Origin of the sequence: Sphingomonas sp. SAFR-052 (assembly GCF_051965015.1) — a bacterium.
GTDB lineage: Bacteria > Pseudomonadota > Alphaproteobacteria > Sphingomonadales > Sphingomonadaceae > Sphingomonas.
The window spans coordinates 194,614-213,079 of the sequence record NZ_JBQCMO010000002.1 but is presented as its reverse complement, the minus strand read 5'-3'; the positions used below and the strand labels follow the sequence as shown (position 1 = coordinate 213,079).

The following is an 18,466-nucleotide window of genomic DNA, read 5'->3' as shown; positions in this document are numbered from 1 at the left end:
GTCGGTGCCGGGCCTGTCCCGGCGGAGCCGACGCGACATCCCGCGCGCAACCGCCTGCGGGATTTATTCAGGTTGATGTTCGCATGTGGCAAGTTCCGTCCCGTTCCGCCTGTGCCGCTGTCGCGGCCGGCGTCGGGGCGACGGTTGTCCGCCCGGAAATTCCCGGACTGCCCGTGCGAGCAGACGCATATCCCAGCAATCGCGCGCAGGCACCGGGCACAGACCCCGCCGCGCGTTTAGGCGCGCCGACTGGCACAGCCGTCCCGCGCGCCCGGAGAGACTATCATGACCACGCGGATGTTGATCGACGCTCGCCACCGGGAGGAAACCCGGGTCGCCGTCGTCAAGGGTAACCGGATCGAGGAATTCGATTTCGAATCGGCCGAGCGCAAGCAGCTCAAGGGCAATATCTATCTGGCGAAGGTGACGCGGGTCGAACCGTCGTTGCAGGCGGCATTCGTCGATTATGGCGGCAATCGCCACGGCTTCCTCGCCTTCAGCGAAATCCACCCCGATTATTACCAGATCCCGAAGGAAGACCGCGACGCGCTGCTGGCCGAGGAAGCCGCACACGCCGCCGAGGAAGCGGCGCTGCGCGCGGGCGAGCATGACGACGATGTCGATTATGACGATCACGATCATGACGACGATGCCGAGGGCGGTGTCGAAGTCGTCGAGCGTGACGAGGACGAGGACGACACCCACGACGAGGAAGAGGGCGAAGACGCCCCCGCCCCGCGCAAGCGCAAGGCGGGCGGCGACGATGCCGCGGTCGAGGCGCTGCGCCAGCGCCGGCTGAACCTGCGTCGCCGTTACAAGATCCAGGACGTGATCCGCCGGCGGCAGGTGCTGCTGGTACAGGTCGTCAAGGAAGAGCGCGGCAACAAGGGCGCGGCGCTGACCACCTATCTGTCGCTCGCCGGCCGTTACTGCGTGCTGATGCCCAACACCGCGCATGGCGGCGGCATTTCGCGCAAGATCAGCTCGGCCGCCGATCGCAAGCGGTTGAAGTCGATCATGGCCGAACTGACGCTGCCGGCGTCGATGGGCTGCATCGTCCGCACCGCCGGGCTCCAGCGCAGCCGGCAGGAGATCAAGCGCGACTTCGATTATCTCGCCCGCCTGTGGGACGGCATCCGCGAACAGACGCTGACCTCGTCGGCGCCGGCTTTGGTCTATGGCGACAGCGACCTCATCAAGCGCGCGATCCGCGATATCTACAACAAGGATATCGACGAGGTGATCGTCGAGGGCGAGGACGGCTTCCGTCACGCCAAGGACTATATGCGGCTGCTGATGCCCGCCCATGCCCGCCGGGTGAAACAGTACGCCGACGCCGTACCGCTGTTCCAGCGCGCGCATGTCGAGGATCAGCTGGCCGCGATGTACAATCCGGTCGTGCAGCTGAAATCAGGTGGCTATCTGGTCATCAACCCGACTGAGGCATTGGTGTCGATCGACATCAACTCGGGAAGGTCGACCCGCGAACACAATATCGAACAGACCGCGACCGCGACCAACCTAGAAGCGGCGCAGGAAATTGCGCGGCAGCTACGCTTGCGCGACATGGCCGGTCTGGTCGTGATCGACTTCATCGACATGGACCATGGATCGAACGTCCGTAAGGTCGAGAAGGCGATGAAGGAGGCGCTGAAGAACGATCGCGCCCGCATCCAGGTCGGCCGCATCTCCGCCTTCGGCCTCATGGAAATGAGCCGCCAGCGGCTGCGCACCGGTGTGCTCGAGGCATCAACCCGCCAGTGCCCGCATTGCGAGGGTACCGGGCTGGTCCGCACCGCATCGTCGGCGGGGCTGTCGGCGCTGCGCCTGATCGAGGACGAGGCCGCGCGCGGTCGCGGCTCGCTGATCCAGCTTCGCGCCAGCCAGGAAGCAGCGTTCTACGTCCTCAACAAGAAGCGCGCCGACATCGCCGAGGTCGAGGACCGGTATGGCGTGACCGTCGAGATCGTGCCCGATGCCGAGATCGAAGGCGCGCGCATGGCGGTCGAAGCGTCCGGCCCGCCGCCCGCGCATCCGCCGAAGATCGAACCGCTGGTCGTCATCGACGACGAGGACGATGCCTATGACGACATCGAGGACGAGATCGACGAGGAGGTCGAGGAGGACGCGGTCGAGGAAGTCGCCCGCGCTCCGCGCGGCGACGACGAGGGCGAAGGCCGTGGCAAGCGTCGCCGCCGCCGCCGTGGGCGTCGCGGTCGCAACCGTGAAGAAGGCGACGTCGAGGGCGACGCCGGCGACGATGCCGATGGCGAGGTGGACGCCGACGAACCGGTCGAGGCCGATGCCGGCGAAGGCGACGTTGCCGACGAAGCGGCTCCCGAAGCGGAAACCGCCGATGAAGGCAGCCGGCGCAAGCGTCGCCGCCGCGGTCGTCGCGGTGGCCGCCGCAGCGAAGGCGCGTTCGATGCCGCCGATGGTGCCGGCACCGTCGCCGATCTGCCGGCCGGGGACGATGCCGTAGAACCGGTTGTCGCCGAAGAGCCCGCGCCTGCGGAACCCGTCGCCGAGCCCGAAACGGTCGAGGCCGAACCGACGCCCGCGCCGAAGCGGACCCGTCGTCGCCCGAGCGCACGTGCCAAGGTCGAGGCGGTCGCCGAACCCGCTCCGGCGGAACCGGTGACGATTGAAGCCGGCGATGCCGCGCCGGTCGTGGTGCCCGATCCGGTCGAGACGCCGACCGTCGAAGCCGAACCGGTTGCCGAAGCGCCCAAGCCGAAGCGGACCCGCCGTCGCAAGGCCGATGCCGAGCCGGCAGCGGCTGCAGAGGCAGCACCGGTCGAGCCCGAAACGGCACCCGCACCCAAGAAGCGCCGCGCGCCGCGTCGCAAGGCCGCCGAGCCGGTCGAGGCGGCTGCAGTAGAAACTGCACCGGCGCCCGAACCGGTCGCTGCCGAACCGGCGGTCGCTGAACCGGCGGAAGTCGAGGAGGCAGCGGCCGATGGTGAGAACCCGACGCCGCGGCGCGGCTGGTGGCAGCGCACCTTCGGCAACTGATCGCCACGATCGGTGTCACGAACGAAAGGGCGGCCCAATGGGTCGCCCTTTTTCGTATCAGTCGGCGGCGTCGGTCCGCGGTTCGCGTACCAGCGCGTCGCAGGCGACCTCGATCCGCACCGCCAGTCCTTCACGCCGCCAGTCGCGGGCGATCGTGCCCGCCAGCTGCTGTTCGATGCTGAGGGTCGCCAGCCGGGTGCCGAAGCCCGCCGTATCGGGCGGGCTGTCGATCGCCGGGCCACCCTGTTCGCGCCAGTCGATGGTCAGGGTGTTGCCGCGACAGGTCGTCTCGATCGAAACCTGCCCGTCGGCCGTCGACAGCGCGCCATATTTCGCGGCGTTGGTCGCCAGTTCGTGGAACAGCAGCGCGACCGGCGTGGCCCCGCGATCGTCGATCGCCACGTCGTCGCCGGTCACCTGCCACTGCTCGGCGGCATAGGGCGACAGCAGGTCGCGCAGCACATGATGCAGCGTCGCCTCGCCGACCGAGGGTCGCGACACCTCGCTATGCGGCCGGGCGAGATCGTGCGCCGCACCCAGCGCCGCGACGCGCGCGGCCAGTTCGTCGGCAAAGCCGCGCATCGCCGGCATCCGTCGCGCCGACATGCGGATCAGCCCGGTAATGATCGCAAAGATGTTCTTGATGCGGTGGCTGAGTTCGCGGCTGAGGATATCGTTCTGCTCGGCGGCGCGTTTGGCCGAATCGATATCGGTGCAGGTTCCGATCCAGCGGACGATCTGCCCCGCCGCGTCGCGCACCGGCAGCGCCCGCCCCAGCACCCATCGATATCGGCCGCTGTGATGGCGCAGGCGATATTCGATCTCGTAATCCTCGCCGGTCGTCAGGCTGTGGCGCCAGCGGGCCCAGGCCCGGTCCTGGTCGTCGGGGTGGAACATACCGTTCCACCCTTCGCCATTGGTCGATCCTTCGGGCATGCCGGTAAAACGATACCACTGCGCATTGTAATAATCGTGATGCCCGTCGGGGCGGGTGGCCCAGACCATTTGCGGCATCGCATTGGTCAGCGTGTCGAGTTCGGCACGGGTGGCGGCCTGCGCGCTCTCGGCCTCGCGCCGCGCCGCGTCGCCGCTCGCCACCGCCAGCCAGCGCGGATTTCCCGCGGCATCGGGCGCCGTCGCGGTAACGGTGAAGACGGTTTCGCCCGCGTCGCCGCCGATCCGGACGACGAAGGGTCGGCGACTTGCCGTCCCCGCCCGCCAATCGTCGGTCGCTGCCGCCCGTGCTTCGGGCGTTAGCGAACAGAGCCAAAGATCACCCGGCAATGCCGTGCCGATCTCGTCGCGCCATGGACGATTGGCCCACAGGATTCGTCCGTCGCGGTCGGCGGTCCATGCCGGAACCGGTATCCGATCGGCGATCTCGCGCCAGACGGGATCACTGGTTTCGATCACCGGCACGTCCATTCGTCGTTCGTCCTTCTGTCGTTCGCGGCGCAACATTGCCGTGCGCTAACTGTCCCGCTTCTGGCCCCGTCCGAGCAATTGTCGCTAGACAGTTATGCCCTGGACCTTTCGGCCGTCCTCAAGTCAATCTAGGATAATCCATTGCCACCAGCCGGTTGAAAGAGGTAAAATATTTCCCATAAATGTTTCAAAACTGCCTTCCGTCCAGATCGGACCCATTGACCTGAAGGTTGATGCGACGCAAAGCCAGCATCAGAAAAGGAGAACTCCATGTCCGAAGACGGATCCGAACTGAACGCGATCGAACTGGCGACCGAACTGACCATCGCCTGGTTGAACAACGGCAACAACCGCGTCGCCGCAGAGGATGTTCCGACCTTCCTCCAAACGATGCACGCGACGGTTCTGGGTCTGGCATCGGGCAACGTCGAACCGGAAGAGGCCGCGCCGCAGCAGGAACATGTCGCCGCGGTTTCGGTGCGCAAGTCGCTGGCGTCGAAGGACCACATCATCTCGATGATCGACGGCAAGCCGTACAAGACGCTGCGCCGTCACCTTGCCGGTCACGGCCTGACGCCGGAGACCTATCGCGAGCGCTATGGCCTGCGTCCCGACTATCCGATGGTCGCCGAAACCTATTCGCAGAGCCGTCGCGACATGGCCAAGCGCATCGGCCTCGGCCGCAAGGCGCGCGGTGGCGATACCGACGAAGCCGCTGTCGAGGGCGAAGCCGGCGATGCGCCGCGCCGTCGCGGCCGCAAGCCCAAGGCTGCCGAATAAAGCGATCGGGGCGGCCATTGTGCCGCCCCTTTCGTCATGCGAGCGGTACGACCGTGCCGTCCGCCCAGCGATGCGTGCACAGCTGCGCCTCGGGCGTATCGTCCGCCTCCAACGCCGCGACCGTTACCCAGCCTTCGCCGCGCAGCCGTGCCGCCGCCGCCCGATCGGTACCGATCGGCAGGAACAGCCGCCGCCGGTCCTTGGCGCCCAGCCCGGCGTCGAGTAGCGCATCGGCGTAGAGCGAGAAACCCACCGCCGGTTCCTCGCGGCCATCGGCATGACACACCGTATAGCTGCCGCCGCGCCCGATCTCGCCCAGCACCCCTTGCGCGAACAGCGAGAAGCCGAGCCAGCTCTGATATTCGAAGCCGTGCCGCTCGGTCGGATCAAGCGTCACTGCCACGCGACCCGCGAGCGTCCCCGCGACCGCCTCGATCGCGTCGAGCCGCGACGCCAGCCGTCCGGCCTGATCGGTCGCGCGCAGCCGGGCGAGCGCGGTGTCGAACGGCCCCGCCGCCTCGACCAGCGGCAGATAGGCCGGATCGATCGCCGCGACCCGCCCGGCATCCTTGGCATCCAATGCCGCGATCAGCGCGTCATGCTGCGGCCCCGGCGGATCGCCTGCCAGCGTCGCGACCAGATCGGGCAGGGTGAAATCGATCGAGATGCCGGTGACGCCCGCCGCCGCCAGCGCCTCGACCGCGACGGTCACGATCTCGGTCGCCGCCGCCACGCTGTCGAGCCCGATCAGTTCGGCCCCCATCTGCCGCGACGCGCGGCGCGGCGCCAGTTCGCCTGCGCGCAGCTTCAGCACCGGCCCGGCATAGGACAGCCGCACCGGGCGCGGATGATGGCCCATGCGCGTCGCCGCGATCCGCGCGACCTGTGCGGTGATGTCGGGCCGGATCGCCAGCGTCCGCTGGCTGACCGGATCGACGAAGCGCACCGCATCGGTCGCCGCCGTCCCCTTCAACCGTCCGGCCAGCCCCGCCTCGAACTCGGCGAGCGGCGGGTCGACCTGTTCATAGCCATAGCCATGCGCGACGCCCAGCACCGCCCCTTCGAACCGGCGCAGGCCATCGGCGGCGGGGGGCAGGCGGTCGTGAAACCCTTCGGGCAGGAGGCCGGTATCGTTCATGGCGCTTCCCCTAGCGCGAGTCGCGACGCGGCGAAACCGTGCCCGACGGCAAAACGGGCCGCCGGATCGCTCCGACGGCCCGTCCCTTGCGTTCGAAAGCCGATCAGAATTTGAGCGGCATGACCGTCTTGACGCCCGGAAGCGAGCGGACCTTCGCCACCAGTTCGGGCGTGACCGCTTCGTCGACCGACAGCAGCACCACCGCTTCGCCGCCGGCATCGCGCCGGCCGAGGTGGAAGGTACCGATGTTCACCCCCGCTTCGCCGAGCGTCGTGCCGATGCGGCCGATAAAGCCCGGCGCGTCCTCGTTGACGACATAGAGCATGTGTCCGGCCAGATCGGCCTCGACCTTGATGCCGAACAGTTCGACCAGCCGCGGCTGGGCATTGCCGAACAACGTACCCGCGACCGAGCGCTCGCCGGCTTCGGTCTTCAGGCTGACGCGGATCAGCGTGTGGTAATCGCCCTCGCGGTCGTTGCGGACTTCGCGCACTTCGATGCCGCGCTCTTTCGCCAGGAACGGCGCGTTAACCATGTTCACCGTGTCCGACTGAACGCGCAGGAACCCGGCCAGCACCGCGCCGACGATCGGCTTCTGGTTCAGTTCGGCCGCGGCCCCTTCGCTGTGCACCGACACGCGCGCGATAACGCCGGTGGTCAGCTGCCCGACCAGCGAGCCGAGCTTTTCGGCGAGCGCCATGTACGGCTTGAGGCGTGGAGCCTCTTCGGCCGACAGCGACGGCATGTTCAGCGCGTTGGTGACGCCGCCCGATACCAGGAAATCGGCCATCTGTTCGGCGACCTGGATCGCGACATTGACCTGCGCTTCGCTGGTCGACGCACCCAGATGCGGGGTCGAGATGAAGTTCGGCGTGTTGAACAACGGCGACTCCTTCGCCGGTTCCTCCACGAACACGTCGAGCGCCGCGCCCGCGACATGGCCGCTGTCCAACGCGGCCTTGAGTGCCGCCTCGTCGATCAGCCCGCCGCGCGCGCAGTTGATGATGCGCACGCCCTTCTTCGTCTTGGCAATGTTCTCCGCCGACAGGATGTTGCGGGTTTGGTCGGTCAGCGGGGTGTGCAGGGTAATGAAGTCGGCGCGCGCCAGCAGCTGCTCGAGCTCGACCTTCTCCACGCCGATCTCGATCGCGCGTTCGGGCGACAGGAACGGATCGAAGGCGATGACCTTCATCTTCAGGCCCTGCGCGCGGTCGGCGACGATCGACCCGATATTGCCGGCACCGATCAGCCCCAGCGTCTTGGCCGTCAACTCGACACCCATGAAGCGGTTCTTTTCCCACTTGCCCGCCTGGGTCGAGGCATCGGCCTCGGGCAGCTGACGGGCGAGCGCGAACATCAGCGCGATGGCATGTTCGGCGGTGGTGATCGAGTTGCCGAACGGCGTGTTCATCACGACGACACCCGCAGCCGACGCGGCGGGAATGTCGACATTGTCGACGCCGATCCCGGCGCGGCCGACGACCTTCAGATTCTTCGCGGCGTCTAGGATCGCCTTGGTCACCTTCGTCGACGAACGGATGGCGAGACCGTCATAGTCGCCGATGATCGCGATCAGTTCCTCGGGCGTCTTGTCGGTAATCTCGTCCACCTTGACCCCGCGTTCGCGGAAGATCTGGGCGGCTTTGGGGTCCATCTTGTCGGAAATCAGAACTTTAGGCATGGTTGGTTCCTTACCTCCCTCTCCCCTTCAGGGGAGAGGGCCGGGGAGAGGGGAAGTCGGGGAGCGGGCGGAAAGGTGGCGCGACAGCCCCTCTCCCAACCTCTCCCCTGAAGGGGAGAGGGGTTAAGCGGCCGCCTTCGCCGTCGCGTAGGCCCAGTCGAGCCACGGCCCGAGTGCCTCGATATCCGCCGTATCGACGGTCGCGCCGCACCAGATGCGCAGGCCCGCCGGCGCATCGCGATAGCCCGCGACGTCATAGGCGGCACCTTCGGCCTCGAGCAACGACGCCATCTTCTTGATGAGCGCCTCGTCGGCACCCTCGACGGTCAGGCAGACGCTGGTCTTCGACCGGGTCGCCGGATCGGCGGCGAGATGGCCGAGCCAGTCGCGCTCCGCGACGATCTTGTCGAGCGCGGCGGCATTGGCGTCGCTGCGCGCGATCAGCCCGTCGGCACCCAGCGACTTCGCCCATTCGAGGCTGAAGATCGCATCCTCGACCGCCAGCATCGACGGCGTGTTGATCGTCTCGCCCTTGAAGATGCCTTCGGTCAGCTTGCCCTTCGACACCAGCCGGAAGACTTTGGGCAGCGGCCATGCCGGGGTGTAGGTCTCCAGCCGTTCGACGGCGCGCGGGCCGAGGATCAGCACGCCATGCGCGCCCTCGCCGCCCAGCACCTTCTGCCAGCTGAACGTCGCGACGTCGATCTTCGCCCAGTCGATATCATAGGCGAACACGCCCGAGGTCGCGTCGGCGAACGACAGCCCCTCGCGGGTCTCGGGGATGAAGTCGGCGTTCGGCACGCGCACGCCCGACGTGGTGCCGTTCCAGGTGAACAGCACGTCGTTGGTCCAGTCGATCTCGCCGAGGTCGGGCAGCTGGCCGTAATCGGCGCGCACGACGGTCGGGTCGATCTTCAGCTGCTTGACCGCATCGGTCACCCAGCCTTCGCCGAAGCTTTCCCACGCCAGCGCGGTGACGGGGCGGGCGCCTAGCATCGTCCACATCGCCATTTCGAACGCGCCGGTGTCCGATCCGGGCACGATGCCGATGCGGTGCGTGTCGGGCAGCTTGAGCAGCTCGCGCATCAGATCGATGCAATATTGCAGCCGCTGCTTGCCGATCTTCGAGCGGTGCGACCGGCCGAGGCTGACGGGGTTGAGGCGGTCTGCGGACCAGCCCGGCGGCTTGGCGCAGGGGCCGGACGAAAAATAGGGACGCGCAGGGGTCGTCGCCGGTTTCGGCGGAAGCTCGGTCATGTCAGTCTCTCCTCACAGAGAGCACGCGCTGCGTTGGGACAGCGTGGCCCGCCGCGGCCATTAGCGGCGTCGTTGCGGCGATACAACCCATGTTGTTGCGATGTTCGGCGGTTTTGCGCACGATCCTTGCCCGAACCGGAAACTGGAACCGGATGCGACCTTACGGCGTTGCCACCCATTGATATGTCCCATGCGTACCCTTCCTCGCCTACCGTCCTGATCGTCGAGGACGAGATGCTGGTTGCAATCGACCTGGAAGCGTCGCTGGAGGAACATGGCTATCGCCCGGTCGGCATTGCTGCCGACATGAGCCGAGCAATGGAACTGGCGACGACGCGCCCCGACGTGGCGCTGGTCGACTGTAACCTGCGCGACGGGCCTACGGGACCGATGATCGGGCGGATGCTCGGCCGCAACTATGGCACCACGGTCATCTTCCTGACCGCAAATCCCAATCTGCTGAACGAAGGGATCGATGGTGCGCTCGGCGTGGTGTCGAAACCGTGTGGCTATGATTCGGTCGGGCGGATCGTCGATTTCGCGGTCCGTGCGCGCGGCGGCGACCTGTCCGAACCGCCGCTCGGCATCAAGCTGTTCGGCACGCCCCCGGAACTGCGCGCGATCGCTTAACTCGCGGTTCAGCGCGTCCCAGCCATAGCCGGCGTTGACCCGTGTCCGGCCGATGGCCGATAAGGACGTTCATGAAGCGCGCGCTGGGCGGCATCGCTGCCGCCATTCTCCTGTTCGTACAGCCGGCCGCCGCGCAGTCGCTGCTGCGCGATGCCGAGACCGAGGCATTGCTCAACGACATGTCGCGGCCGATCGCGGTCGCGGCCGGGCTCGACCCGCGCAACTTCAACGTCGTGCTGTTGCAGGACAAGTCGATCAACGCCTTCGTGGCGGGCGGGCAGACCGTCTATATCCATTCGGGGCTGATCGACGCCGCCGACGACGCCAACGAGGTGCAGGGCGTCATCGCTCATGAAATCGGTCATATCGTCGGCGGGCACGTGCCGCTGGCCGGACGCGGCATGGCGCCGGCGACCGGCATCACCGTACTCAGCCTGTTGCTCGGCGTCGCGGCGATGGCGGCGGGCGCGGGCGAAGCGGGAGCGGGGATCCTCGCCGCGGGACAGCAGGCGGCGATGAGCAGCTATCTGGCGTTCAGCCGGACGCAGGAAAGCGCCGCCGACGCCGCCGGCACCCGCTTCCTGCGCAGCGCCAATGTCTCGGGACAGGGGATGCTGGACTTCTTCAAGAAGCTCCAGAACATGGAATATCGCCTCGCCATCCCCCAGGACAACAGCTACCAGCGCACCCACCCGTTGAGCGGCGAGCGCATCGCCAACCTGACGCAGGACGTACAATCCTCGCCCGCGTTCAAGGCGCAGACCGATCCGGCGCTGGAAGTGCGGTTCAAGCGGGTGCAGGCGAAGCTGCGTGGCTATGTCAGCGATCCCAAGGATACGCTGCGCCGCTACCCGGCCAGCGACCAGAGCGTCTACGCCCATTATGCCCGCGCCTATGCCTATCAGAAATCGGGCTATCCCGAGCAGGCGGCGGACGAGACGCTGGCGCTGGTCAAATCGGCGCCCGACGACCCCTATTTCCTCGAGCTCGAAGGGCAGATCCTGCTCGAATCGGGCAAGCCCAAGGAAGCGCTGTCGGCACTGCGCGAGGCGACCGAGCGGACGCGGTCGTCGCCGCTGATCGCCGCCAGTTTCGGCCACGCGCTGATCGCGGCGGAGGACCCGGCGCTGCTCGACGAGGCCGAACGGGTGCTGAAACAGGCGGTGGCGCGCGACAACCAGAACCCGTTCGCCTGGTATCAACTCAGCATCCTCTACGAACGGCGCGGCGATCCCGCGCGCGTCGCGCTGGCGATGGCGGAATATACGGCGCTGATCGGCGACAATGGCATGGCGCTGGCCAGCGCGCGGCGGGCGATGGCGTTGCTGCCGCAGGGGTCGACCGACTGGATCAGGGCACAGGACATACAGATGACGTCGCAGACCGCTCTCGAGGAAGAGAAGCGCAATCGCAGGCGGCGGGGCTGACCATGAGCCGGATGGGTAGCATCGCAATGCTGGCCGCGGCGGCGGTGGCGGGTGCCGGCGGGGCGATCGTCGCGCAACGGGTGGCAACCGACCGGACGGCGACCGAAACGGTCGTGCGCGACTATATCCTCGCCAACCCCGAAATCCTGCCCGAAGCGATGCGGCGGTTGCAGGCGAAGGAAGCGGGCAAGGCGGTGGCGGCCAACCGCGCGGCGATCGTCGACCCCTTTCCGGGCGCCATTGCCGGCAATCCCGATGGCGATGTCAGCGTCGTCGCCTATCTCGACTATGCCTGCGGCTTCTGCCGCGCCAGCCTGCCCGCGATCAGCGGGCTGATCGCGAGCGACCCGAACGTCCGCATCGTCTATCGCGAACTGCCGATCTTGTCGCGTGACAGCCGCACCGCTGCCGAATGGGCGCTGGCGGCGGCGTTGCAGGACAAGTTCAAACCGTTCCACGACGCTCTCTACGCCGCCGGCCGCGTCGATGCCGGATCGATCGAGGCGGCGGCACGGACGGCCGGGCTCGACCTGAACGCCGCGCGCGCCGCGATCGCATCACCGCAGATCGCGGGCGAGATCGAACGCAACCTGAAGACCGCCGGCGTCCTCGGCTTCAGCGGCACGCCGTCCTGGGTGGTCGGCGATCAGGTACTGGGCGGCGCCCAGACGCTGCCGGCACTTCAGGCGGCGGTGGCGGAAGCGCGCAAGGCGAAGGCGACACCGGCCGCCTGAGCCTTTCCTCCGTCATCAAACCATGGAACAAGCCCTGCCATGGAAACCATTCTTTCGATCCGGGGCGTTGCCAAGACGTACAAGTCCGGCACGGTCGCGTTGCAGCCGACCGATCTCGACATCGGCAAGGGCGAGATCTTTGCGCTGCTGGGCCCGAACGGCGCGGGCAAGACGACGCTCATCAGCATCGTGTGCGGTATCGTGACGCCGAGCGAAGGGACGATCACCGCCGCCGGGTTCGACACGGTAAGCGACTATCGCGAGACGCGGACCCGGATCGGTCTGGTGCCGCAGGAATTGCTGACCGACGCGTTCGAGACGGTGCTGGCGACGGTCACCTTCTCCCGCCGGCTGTTCGGGCGGCATGCCGACCCGGCCTTTATCGAGCGGCTGCTGCGCGACCTGACCTTGTGGGACAAGCGCGACGCGAAGATGACCGAGCTGTCGGGCGGCATGAAACGCCGGGTGATGATCGCCAAGGCGCTGGCCCACGAACCCGACATCCTGTTCCTCGACGAACCGACCGCAGGCGTCGATGTCGAACTGCGCCGCGACATGTGGCGGCTGGTCCATGAGTTGCGCGAACGTGGCGTCACCATCATCCTGACCACCCATTATATCGAGGAGGCCGAGGAAATGGCCGACCGGGTGGGCGTCATCGCCAAGGGCCGGCTGATCCTGGTCGACGAGAAGGCGGCGCTGATGCGGAAGCTCGGCAAGAAGACGCTGACGCTGACCCTGAGCGAACCGATCGCCGAGGTGCCCCCTGCCCTGTCGCACTGGCCGCTGACCCTGTCCGACGAGGGCCATGCGCTGACCCTGTCGTTCGATGCCAAAGCCGAGGATAACGGCGTGCGCGCGCTGTTACGCGCCGCCGACGAGGCGGGGATCGCGTGGAAGGATATCGCGACCAAGCAGTCGAGCCTCGAGGATATCTTCGTCGGGCTGGTGCATGAGCAGGAGGGCCGGGCATGACCTTCAACTGGCATGGCGTGCTGGCCATCTATCGCTTCGAACTGGCGCGGTTCGGGCGGACGATCTGGACGTCGCTGGCGACGCCGGTCATCACCACCTCGCTGTATTTCGTGGTGTTCGGCACCGCGATCGGCAGCCGGATGAACGAGGTCGGCGGCGTGCCCTATGGCGCGTTCATCGTTCCCGGATTGATGATGCTGACCATGCTGACCGAAAGCATCTTCAACGCCAGCTTCGGCATCTTCATGCCCAAATGGTCGGGCACCATCTACGAACTGCTCTCGGCACCGGTCTCCACGCTCGAAACGCTGGTCGGCTATGTCGGCGCGGCGGCGAGCAAGTCGTGTATCGTCGCGTTGGTGATCTTTGCCACCGCGCATCTGTTCGTCGACGTGCAGGTCGCCCACCCCTTCTGGGCTTTATGCTATCTGCTGCTGGTCGCGGTCACCTTCTGCCTGTTCGGCTTCATCCTCGGGCTATGGGCCAAGGGGTTCGAACAGTTGCAGGTCATTCCGCTGCTGGTGGTGACGCCGCTGACCTTTCTGGGCGGCGCCTTCTACTCGATCGACATGCTGCCGGGCGTGTGGCGGACGATCAGCCTGTTCAATCCGATCGTGTATCTCATCAGCGGGTTTCGCTGGACCTTTTTCGGGGTCGGCGATGTTCCGGTAGCGGCCAGCCTCGGTGCGACCTTCGCGTTCCTGTGCATCTGCGTCGCGGTGATCACCGTGATCTTCCGCACCGGATGGCGGCTGAAGAAATAGGGGAGTCCGCAATGGATCTGGGAATTGCCGGCCGCAAGGCGATCGTGTGCGCATCGAGCGCCGGGCTGGGTCGCGCCTGCGCTTTGGAACTGGCGCGCGCCGGGGTCGATGTCGTCGTAAACGGGCGCGATGCGGCGAAGCTGGCGGCGACAGCCGCGGCGATCCGGGAAGAAACCGGGGTGACGGTGACCGAGGTCGTCGCCGACCTGTCGACCGACGAAGGCCGCGCCGCGCTGCTCGCCGCCTGTCCCGATCCCGACATCCTCGTCAACAACAATGGCGGGCCGCCGGTCAAACCCTATACCGAGCTGGCGGCAGACGGCATCCGCGCCGGGCTGGAGAGCAATTTCGTCACTCCGGCGTTGCTGTTGCAGGCGGTGTTGCCCGGCATGGTCGAACGCGGCTTCGGGCGGGTGGTCAACATCACCTCGGGCTCGGTCAAGATGCCGTTGCCCGGCCTCGACCTGTCGAGCGGCGCGCGCGCCGGCCTGACCGGCTTCGTCGCGGGAATTGCGCGTCAGGTGGCGGGATCGAACGTGACGATCAACGGCCTGCTGCCCGGATCGTTCGACACCGCACGCATCGCATCGATGAGCGAGGCGGCGGCGCAGAAGAACGGCACGACGCCTGCGGAGGAAAAGGCGAAGCGGGCCGAGGCGATCCCGGCCAAGCGAATCGGCGACCCGGCGGAGTTCGGCGCGGCGTGCGCATTCCTGTGTTCGGACCGGGCCGGCTTCATCACCGGGCAGAGCCTGTTGATCGATGGCGGGGCGTTTCCGGGGATTATGTGATTTTCACGCGAAGGCGCGAAGAGATTGCGCCGATCGCCAGACGTCGATTCCTTTGTCAAGCGGCGTCGCCCCAGCGCAGGCTGGGGCCACGGGCGGCTCCTGCCGCGTGCTATCAGCGGGAGATCCCAGCCTTCGCTGGGAGGACGACCGTGTTCGGGCATGTCGATCGATCTGCGCTCTTCGCTTCGCGCCTTCGCGTGAAAATCAGAAAATCCCGAGAAACTTCTTGCGCTGTTCCTTGCGCTCGCCGCGGTTCGACCGCCCGTCTTCGGCCTTGGCGGTCGTCCCCCGCCCCACATCGTCCCGCGCCTCGCCATCCTTGGTCCGCTGCGCCCGGGCGGTCGCGCCGGCGAGGATCGGGCCGCACGCCGCGCCCTTCGCATCGCCGGGATCGACGAACGCCAGCACCCCGGCCAACGGCGTCGCCACGACCGCAAGGCCAAGGCCAGCACCGGCGCGACCGAGCAGTTCGGGGCTGATGACCGAATAGCGTGGCGAAGCGAAATAACCGCCGATGCCCACCGGCGACTGGCCGGCGAACAACGAGAATCGCTTCGAATCGGCGCGCACGGCCAGGTCGATCGATTCGTTGCGGAAACTGAAACCGCCACGCCCGATCATCACATTCTTCTGCGTATCGATCAGGATCGGGTCGGCCGCCGCCACCCCGCTGCGCACGGTAAAGCCGATCAGCCCGCAATTGATCCGCACCGGTTCCTTCAACCGTCCCTCGAACATCTTCTGCGCAAAGGTGCCGAGGTCGAGCTCGGACAACTGCACGTTGCGCGTCCAGAAACTGCCGGCGGGCAGGATGATCGCGATCCGGCCGTTCGAACTGGCCAGCGAATCATGGACGGTGTCGCCGGTGCCGGTCAGCTTCACCCGCGCCTTGACCGTGCCCGACGTTCCCGCTTCCTCGACGCCCCAGCCCGCCAGCAACCGTCCCATCGGCGTCGGCGACAGGCGGATGTCGTAGTCCGTGACGGCGGGGCGGCGCCGCGCGTCGATCACCACGTCCGACGCGACATTGCCGCGCGCCATCGCAAAGGTCAGCGGCGAGAGTTTGAGCAACCGGTCGTTCAGGTCCAGCGTCAGGTCGACGTCGGATACCGGCAGGCTGCGCGCGCGGACGCTGGCAACCTTGTAGCGGACCTTGGCGTCGAAATTGCGCAGCGCCTCGACGTTCAGCTTCGCATCGGGAAGCAGGCGGGGGGCGCCGCCCGCGCGTTCGATCACACCCGCCGCGCCTTGGGCCTCGACCCGTTCGAGGTCGTAGCCGACGAACGCCGACATATCGACGATATCGAGTGTGCGCGACGTCAGGTCGGCGGTCAGCAGCAGGCGCGGTTCGCGCTGCGTCACGGTCAGGCTGCCGGCCAGATCGCTGTCGCCGAACACGCCCTTTAACCGGGTGAATTTCCAGTCGGGACCGTCCTTGGTCATCCGCCCGGTCAGGCGATAGGTGCGGGTGTCGGGGGTCACGATGCCGAGCACCGCGAACACGTCCGACAGGTTGCGCCCGCGCAGCCGCACGGCAAGGTTCGATCCGTCGAGCTCGGTCGGGCCGGGCAGGGTACCGGCAAGGATCGCGACCGACCGCGCGACCTCGATCCGGGCGGTCAGTTGATTCTGCCCGCCGCGAATCGTCGCATCGGGCGACTGCAACTGTCCGGTCAGGCGGAACGGGCGTCCGCGCACCGTCCCCTGCCCGGTCGCGCGGATCGCGCCGGCGAATTGCGCGTCGCTGGTCTGCACCGTGTCGAGCGTGAAATTGCCGTCGAGCAGGAATTGCGGATCGCGGTAGCGGATGCGCGTGTCGCGGAACGTGCCGGCGCGCACGATCGGCAGGTCCAGCTTCTTGCCCGGCTTGTTCGGGTCGCCGAAGGTCCAGGTATTGCGTTTGCGCGCTGCGTCCCAATGGAGATCGGCGCGTGCCCCGTCGAGTTCGAGCCAGTTGACCCGCCGCCGCCCGAACAGGAAGGTCAGGGTGGCGGTCGAACTGTCGAGCTTTTTCGCTTCGAACAGATTGCCGCCGCCCGCCCAGCCGGGGTTCGATACCGACAATCCTTCGCCCAGGAACTTCAGGTCGATCGGATTGAAGTAGAGTTGGAAATCGCCGGCGACGCGGACGGTGCGGCCGCTCTGCGACGATGCGATCCGCTCGAACGTGCCCTTCAGGAACCGGCCCTTGGTCACGAACAGGATCAGCCAGGCGAGGAACAGCGTCCCGACGATGCCGGCCAGCGTCCTGAGCGCGATCCGCCGCCAGTCGCGGGTGCGGCGGGGGGTGGCGGGGGCGCCGGTCGTCGGGGAAACTTCGGCCATCGCCCCTCAACCGTTCGCAGCCGTAACGAGTTCCGGTGGTTGCGTTCCGCGCCCATCCGGGTTAGGGGCGCGCTCTTTCCACGACCTTTCGGGATTCGCCCGGCCATCTGGGGCTGCCGCGGCAATCCGCACGTCGTGATTTTTGAGGAGACCAAAATGCCCAAGCTCAAGACCAAGAGCGGCGTCAAGAAGCGCTTCAAGTTCACCGCCACCGGCAAGGTGAAGCACGGCGTCGCCGGCAAGCGCCACCGCCTGATCTCGCACAACGCGAAGTATATCCGTCAGAACCGGGGGACCTCGGTCCTCGCCGATGCCGATGTCGCGCACATCAAGGCATGGGCACCCTACGGTCTTCGCTAAGGAGTAACGAGACATGGCACGCATCAAGCGCGGCACGACCACCAAGGCGAAGCACAAGCGGATTTTGGATCAGGCGAAGGGCTATTATGGCCGTCGCAAGAACACCATCCGCATCGCGCGCCAGGCCGTCGAAAAGGCCGGTCAGTACGCCTATCGCGACCGCAAGGTGAAGAAGCGGACCTTCCGTGGTCTGTGGATCCAGCGCATCAACGCCGGTGTCCGGGCGGAAGGCATCACCTATTCGCAGTTCATGCACGGCTGCAAGCTGGCCGGCATCGAACTCGACCGGAAGGTCCTGGCCGATATCGCGATGCACGAGGAAGCCGCCTTCAAGGCGATCGTCGCGCAGGCAAAGGCCGCCCTGCCGGAGCAGGCCGCCGCGTAACGCGCTGCGGTTCCTGTTTGCGGGATGAAAACGCCGGTGGGGCAACCCGCCGGCGTTTTTCGTTGTACGGCCTACACCTGCCCGGTCTCGACCTTGTCGCCATGCGCAGCGACCATTCCACGCGCCAGCAACGTCGCGACCGCATCGGCCACGTCCTCGGGCGTCCGGTCTTCGTCCCACACCCCGTATCGCAGGCCCAGGAACACGTTCATGCCCATGATCGCCCAGGCATGCACTTCGGACACCTCGCGCGACACTTCCCCCCGATCCGCCGCCGCACGCAGCCTCGCCGCAATCCGGTCCGCCGTCGTCGAATAATGCCGGCGGAAACTGGCCGGATCGACGAACTCCGCCTCGTCGATGATGCGGTAGATTTCCTTGTGCGCCCGCACGAAGCGGATGAATTCGAGCAGCCCGGCGCGCTCGGCCGCGATCTGTCCCTCCGCCTCGCGAATCGCCGGCGCGACATGATCGCGCACCTGCGCCGACATGTCGGCGACCAGCGCGCGGAACACCGCGTCCTTCGAATCGAAATAGGTGTAGAAACTGCCGAGCGCCACGCCTGCCCGCCGGGTGATCGCGCTGATCGATCCTTCGTGAAATCCCTTCTCCCCGAACTCGGCGGCGGCAGCGTCGAGGATCGCGCGGCGGGTGCGGCGACCGCGTTCGGTGCGCGGCATCTTGTCGTCGCTGACGCCCGTCTCGGCCATCTGTTCGCTCTCCCGGTCCGGGAAAGTTGAAACCCGGTTCATCTTTCAGTATAGCCAAGCGCAACGACG

16 protein-coding genes are annotated in these 18,466 nt (G+C 67.0%); 10 read left to right on the top strand and 6 right to left on the bottom strand.

Annotated features, from left to right (window positions below):
* Positions 1-285: 285 nt before the first annotated feature.
* On the top strand, positions 286-3,015 hold the full coding sequence (locus tag ACTHQV_RS04020; protein ID WP_440488487.1) for an Rne/Rng family ribonuclease: 2,730 nt from the start codon (positions 286-288) through the stop codon (positions 3,013-3,015).
* A 57-nt stretch (positions 3,016-3,072) separates the two neighbouring features.
* Here ACTHQV_RS04020 and ACTHQV_RS04015 read toward each other — a convergent pair whose 3' ends face one another.
* Positions 3,073-4,476 (bottom strand): PAS domain-containing protein, encoded by a 1,404-nt coding sequence (locus ACTHQV_RS04015; RefSeq protein WP_440488486.1) that lies wholly within the window; start codon positions 4,474-4,476, stop codon positions 3,073-3,075.
* A gap of 234 nt (positions 4,477-4,710) precedes the next feature.
* On the opposite strand from ACTHQV_RS04015, the gene ACTHQV_RS04010 reads away from it, so the two are divergent.
* On the top strand, positions 4,711-5,220 hold the full coding sequence (locus ACTHQV_RS04010; RefSeq protein WP_440488485.1) for a MucR family transcriptional regulator: 510 nt from the start codon (positions 4,711-4,713) through the stop codon (positions 5,218-5,220).
* A gap of 34 nt (positions 5,221-5,254) precedes the next feature.
* Here the strand turns inward: ACTHQV_RS04010 and ACTHQV_RS04005 are convergent, their stop codons facing one another.
* The 3 genes from ACTHQV_RS04005 to ACTHQV_RS03995 all read right to left on the bottom strand — a co-directional run bounded on the left by ACTHQV_RS04005 (position 5,255) and on the right by ACTHQV_RS03995 (position 9,296).
* On the bottom strand, positions 5,255-6,358 hold the full coding sequence (locus ACTHQV_RS04005; RefSeq protein WP_440488484.1) for an ATP phosphoribosyltransferase regulatory subunit: 1,104 nt from the start codon (positions 6,356-6,358) through the stop codon (positions 5,255-5,257).
* 103 nt (positions 6,359-6,461) lie between these two features.
* Positions 6,462-8,039 (bottom strand): phosphoglycerate dehydrogenase, encoded by a 1,578-nt coding sequence (gene serA, locus ACTHQV_RS04000; protein WP_440488483.1) that lies wholly within the window; start codon positions 8,037-8,039, stop codon positions 6,462-6,464.
* Between the two features lie 123 nt (positions 8,040-8,162).
* Positions 8,163-9,296 carry a phosphoserine transaminase gene (locus tag ACTHQV_RS03995; RefSeq protein ID WP_440488482.1) on the bottom strand — a complete coding sequence of 378 codons (1,134 nt, stop codon included), beginning with the start codon at positions 9,294-9,296 and terminating at the stop codon, positions 8,163-8,165.
* A gap of 183 nt (positions 9,297-9,479) precedes the next feature.
* On the opposite strand from ACTHQV_RS03995, the gene ACTHQV_RS03990 reads away from it, so the two are divergent.
* From ACTHQV_RS03990 to ACTHQV_RS03965, 6 genes are all read left to right on the top strand, one after another.
* Positions 9,480-9,926, top strand: a complete 447-nt coding sequence (locus tag ACTHQV_RS03990; protein ID WP_440488481.1) for a response regulator — start codon at positions 9,480-9,482, stop codon at positions 9,924-9,926.
* 71 nt (positions 9,927-9,997) lie between these two features.
* A complete protein-coding gene (locus ACTHQV_RS03985) occupies positions 9,998-11,353 on the top strand; it encodes a M48 family metalloprotease (RefSeq protein ID WP_440488480.1) in 1,356 nt (451 codons plus the stop codon).
* Positions 11,354-11,355: 2 nt separating this feature from the next.
* Positions 11,356-12,087 carry a DsbA family protein gene (locus tag ACTHQV_RS03980; protein WP_440488479.1) on the top strand — a complete coding sequence of 244 codons (732 nt, stop codon included), beginning with the start codon at positions 11,356-11,358 and terminating at the stop codon, positions 12,085-12,087.
* A 39-nt stretch (positions 12,088-12,126) separates the two neighbouring features.
* On the top strand, positions 12,127-13,062 hold the full coding sequence (locus ACTHQV_RS03975; RefSeq protein WP_440488478.1) for an ABC transporter ATP-binding protein: 936 nt from the start codon (positions 12,127-12,129) through the stop codon (positions 13,060-13,062).
* Positions 13,059-13,826, top strand: a complete 768-nt coding sequence (locus ACTHQV_RS03970) for an ABC transporter permease (RefSeq protein ID WP_440488477.1) — start codon at positions 13,059-13,061, stop codon at positions 13,824-13,826. The genes ACTHQV_RS03975 and ACTHQV_RS03970 overlap by 4 nt, the downstream gene beginning before the upstream one ends.
* 11 nt (positions 13,827-13,837) lie before the next feature.
* A complete protein-coding gene (locus ACTHQV_RS03965) occupies positions 13,838-14,617 on the top strand; it encodes an SDR family oxidoreductase (protein WP_440488476.1) in 780 nt (259 codons plus the stop codon).
* Positions 14,618-14,821: 204 nt separating this feature from the next.
* On the opposite strand, the gene ACTHQV_RS03960 is transcribed toward ACTHQV_RS03965, so the two are convergent.
* Positions 14,822-16,942: an AsmA family protein gene (locus tag ACTHQV_RS03960; RefSeq protein ID WP_440488475.1), complete on the bottom strand. Its 2,121-nt coding sequence runs from the start codon at positions 16,940-16,942 to the stop codon at positions 14,822-14,824.
* Between the two features lie 156 nt (positions 16,943-17,098).
* Between ACTHQV_RS03960 and rpmI the strand changes: the two genes are divergently transcribed.
* Both rpmI and rplT read left to right on the top strand, forming a co-directional pair.
* Positions 17,099-17,302 (top strand): 50S ribosomal protein L35, encoded by a 204-nt coding sequence (gene rpmI / locus ACTHQV_RS03955; RefSeq protein WP_056457646.1) that lies wholly within the window; start codon positions 17,099-17,101, stop codon positions 17,300-17,302.
* A gap of 13 nt (positions 17,303-17,315) precedes the next feature.
* Positions 17,316-17,687 carry a 50S ribosomal protein L20 gene (gene rplT, locus ACTHQV_RS03950; RefSeq protein ID WP_055757215.1) on the top strand — a complete coding sequence of 124 codons (372 nt, stop codon included), beginning with the start codon at positions 17,316-17,318 and terminating at the stop codon, positions 17,685-17,687.
* Positions 17,688-17,758: 71 nt separating this feature from the next.
* On the opposite strand, the gene ACTHQV_RS03945 is transcribed toward rplT, so the two are convergent.
* On the bottom strand, positions 17,759-18,397 hold the full coding sequence (locus tag ACTHQV_RS03945) for a TetR/AcrR family transcriptional regulator (RefSeq protein WP_440488474.1): 639 nt from the start codon (positions 18,395-18,397) through the stop codon (positions 17,759-17,761).
* Between the last annotated feature and the right edge of the window lie 69 nt (positions 18,398-18,466).

What these genes read in the sequence shown, in the direction of transcription:
- ACTHQV_RS04020 (WP_440488487.1), top strand. Translation starts at nt 286, where the DNA reads ATGACCACGCGGATGTTGATCGACGCTCGCCACCGGGAGGAAACCCGG.
- ACTHQV_RS04015 (WP_440488486.1), bottom strand. Translation starts at nt 4,476, where the DNA reads ATGTTGCGCCGCGAACGACAGAAGGACGAACGACGAATGGACGTGCCG.
- ACTHQV_RS04010 (WP_440488485.1), top strand. Translation starts at nt 4,711, where the DNA reads ATGTCCGAAGACGGATCCGAACTGAACGCGATCGAACTGGCGACCGAA.
- ACTHQV_RS04005 (WP_440488484.1), bottom strand. Translation starts at nt 6,358, where the DNA reads ATGAACGATACCGGCCTCCTGCCCGAAGGGTTTCACGACCGCCTGCCC.
- serA (WP_440488483.1), bottom strand. Translation starts at nt 8,039, where the DNA reads ATGCCTAAAGTTCTGATTTCCGACAAGATGGACCCCAAAGCCGCCCAG.
- ACTHQV_RS03995 (WP_440488482.1), bottom strand. Translation starts at nt 9,296, where the DNA reads ATGACCGAGCTTCCGCCGAAACCGGCGACGACCCCTGCGCGTCCCTAT.
- ACTHQV_RS03990 (WP_440488481.1), top strand. Translation starts at nt 9,480, where the DNA reads ATGTCCCATGCGTACCCTTCCTCGCCTACCGTCCTGATCGTCGAGGAC.
- ACTHQV_RS03985 (WP_440488480.1), top strand. Translation starts at nt 9,998, where the DNA reads ATGAAGCGCGCGCTGGGCGGCATCGCTGCCGCCATTCTCCTGTTCGTA.
- ACTHQV_RS03980 (WP_440488479.1), top strand. Translation starts at nt 11,356, where the DNA reads ATGAGCCGGATGGGTAGCATCGCAATGCTGGCCGCGGCGGCGGTGGCG.
- ACTHQV_RS03975 (WP_440488478.1), top strand. Translation starts at nt 12,127, where the DNA reads ATGGAAACCATTCTTTCGATCCGGGGCGTTGCCAAGACGTACAAGTCC.
- ACTHQV_RS03970 (WP_440488477.1), top strand. Translation starts at nt 13,059, where the DNA reads ATGACCTTCAACTGGCATGGCGTGCTGGCCATCTATCGCTTCGAACTG.
- ACTHQV_RS03965 (WP_440488476.1), top strand. Translation starts at nt 13,838, where the DNA reads ATGGATCTGGGAATTGCCGGCCGCAAGGCGATCGTGTGCGCATCGAGC.
- ACTHQV_RS03960 (WP_440488475.1), bottom strand. Translation starts at nt 16,942, where the DNA reads ATGGCCGAAGTTTCCCCGACGACCGGCGCCCCCGCCACCCCCCGCCGC.
- rpmI (WP_056457646.1), top strand. Translation starts at nt 17,099, where the DNA reads ATGCCCAAGCTCAAGACCAAGAGCGGCGTCAAGAAGCGCTTCAAGTTC.
- rplT (WP_055757215.1), top strand. Translation starts at nt 17,316, where the DNA reads ATGGCACGCATCAAGCGCGGCACGACCACCAAGGCGAAGCACAAGCGG.
- ACTHQV_RS03945 (WP_440488474.1), bottom strand. Translation starts at nt 18,397, where the DNA reads ATGGCCGAGACGGGCGTCAGCGACGACAAGATGCCGCGCACCGAACGC.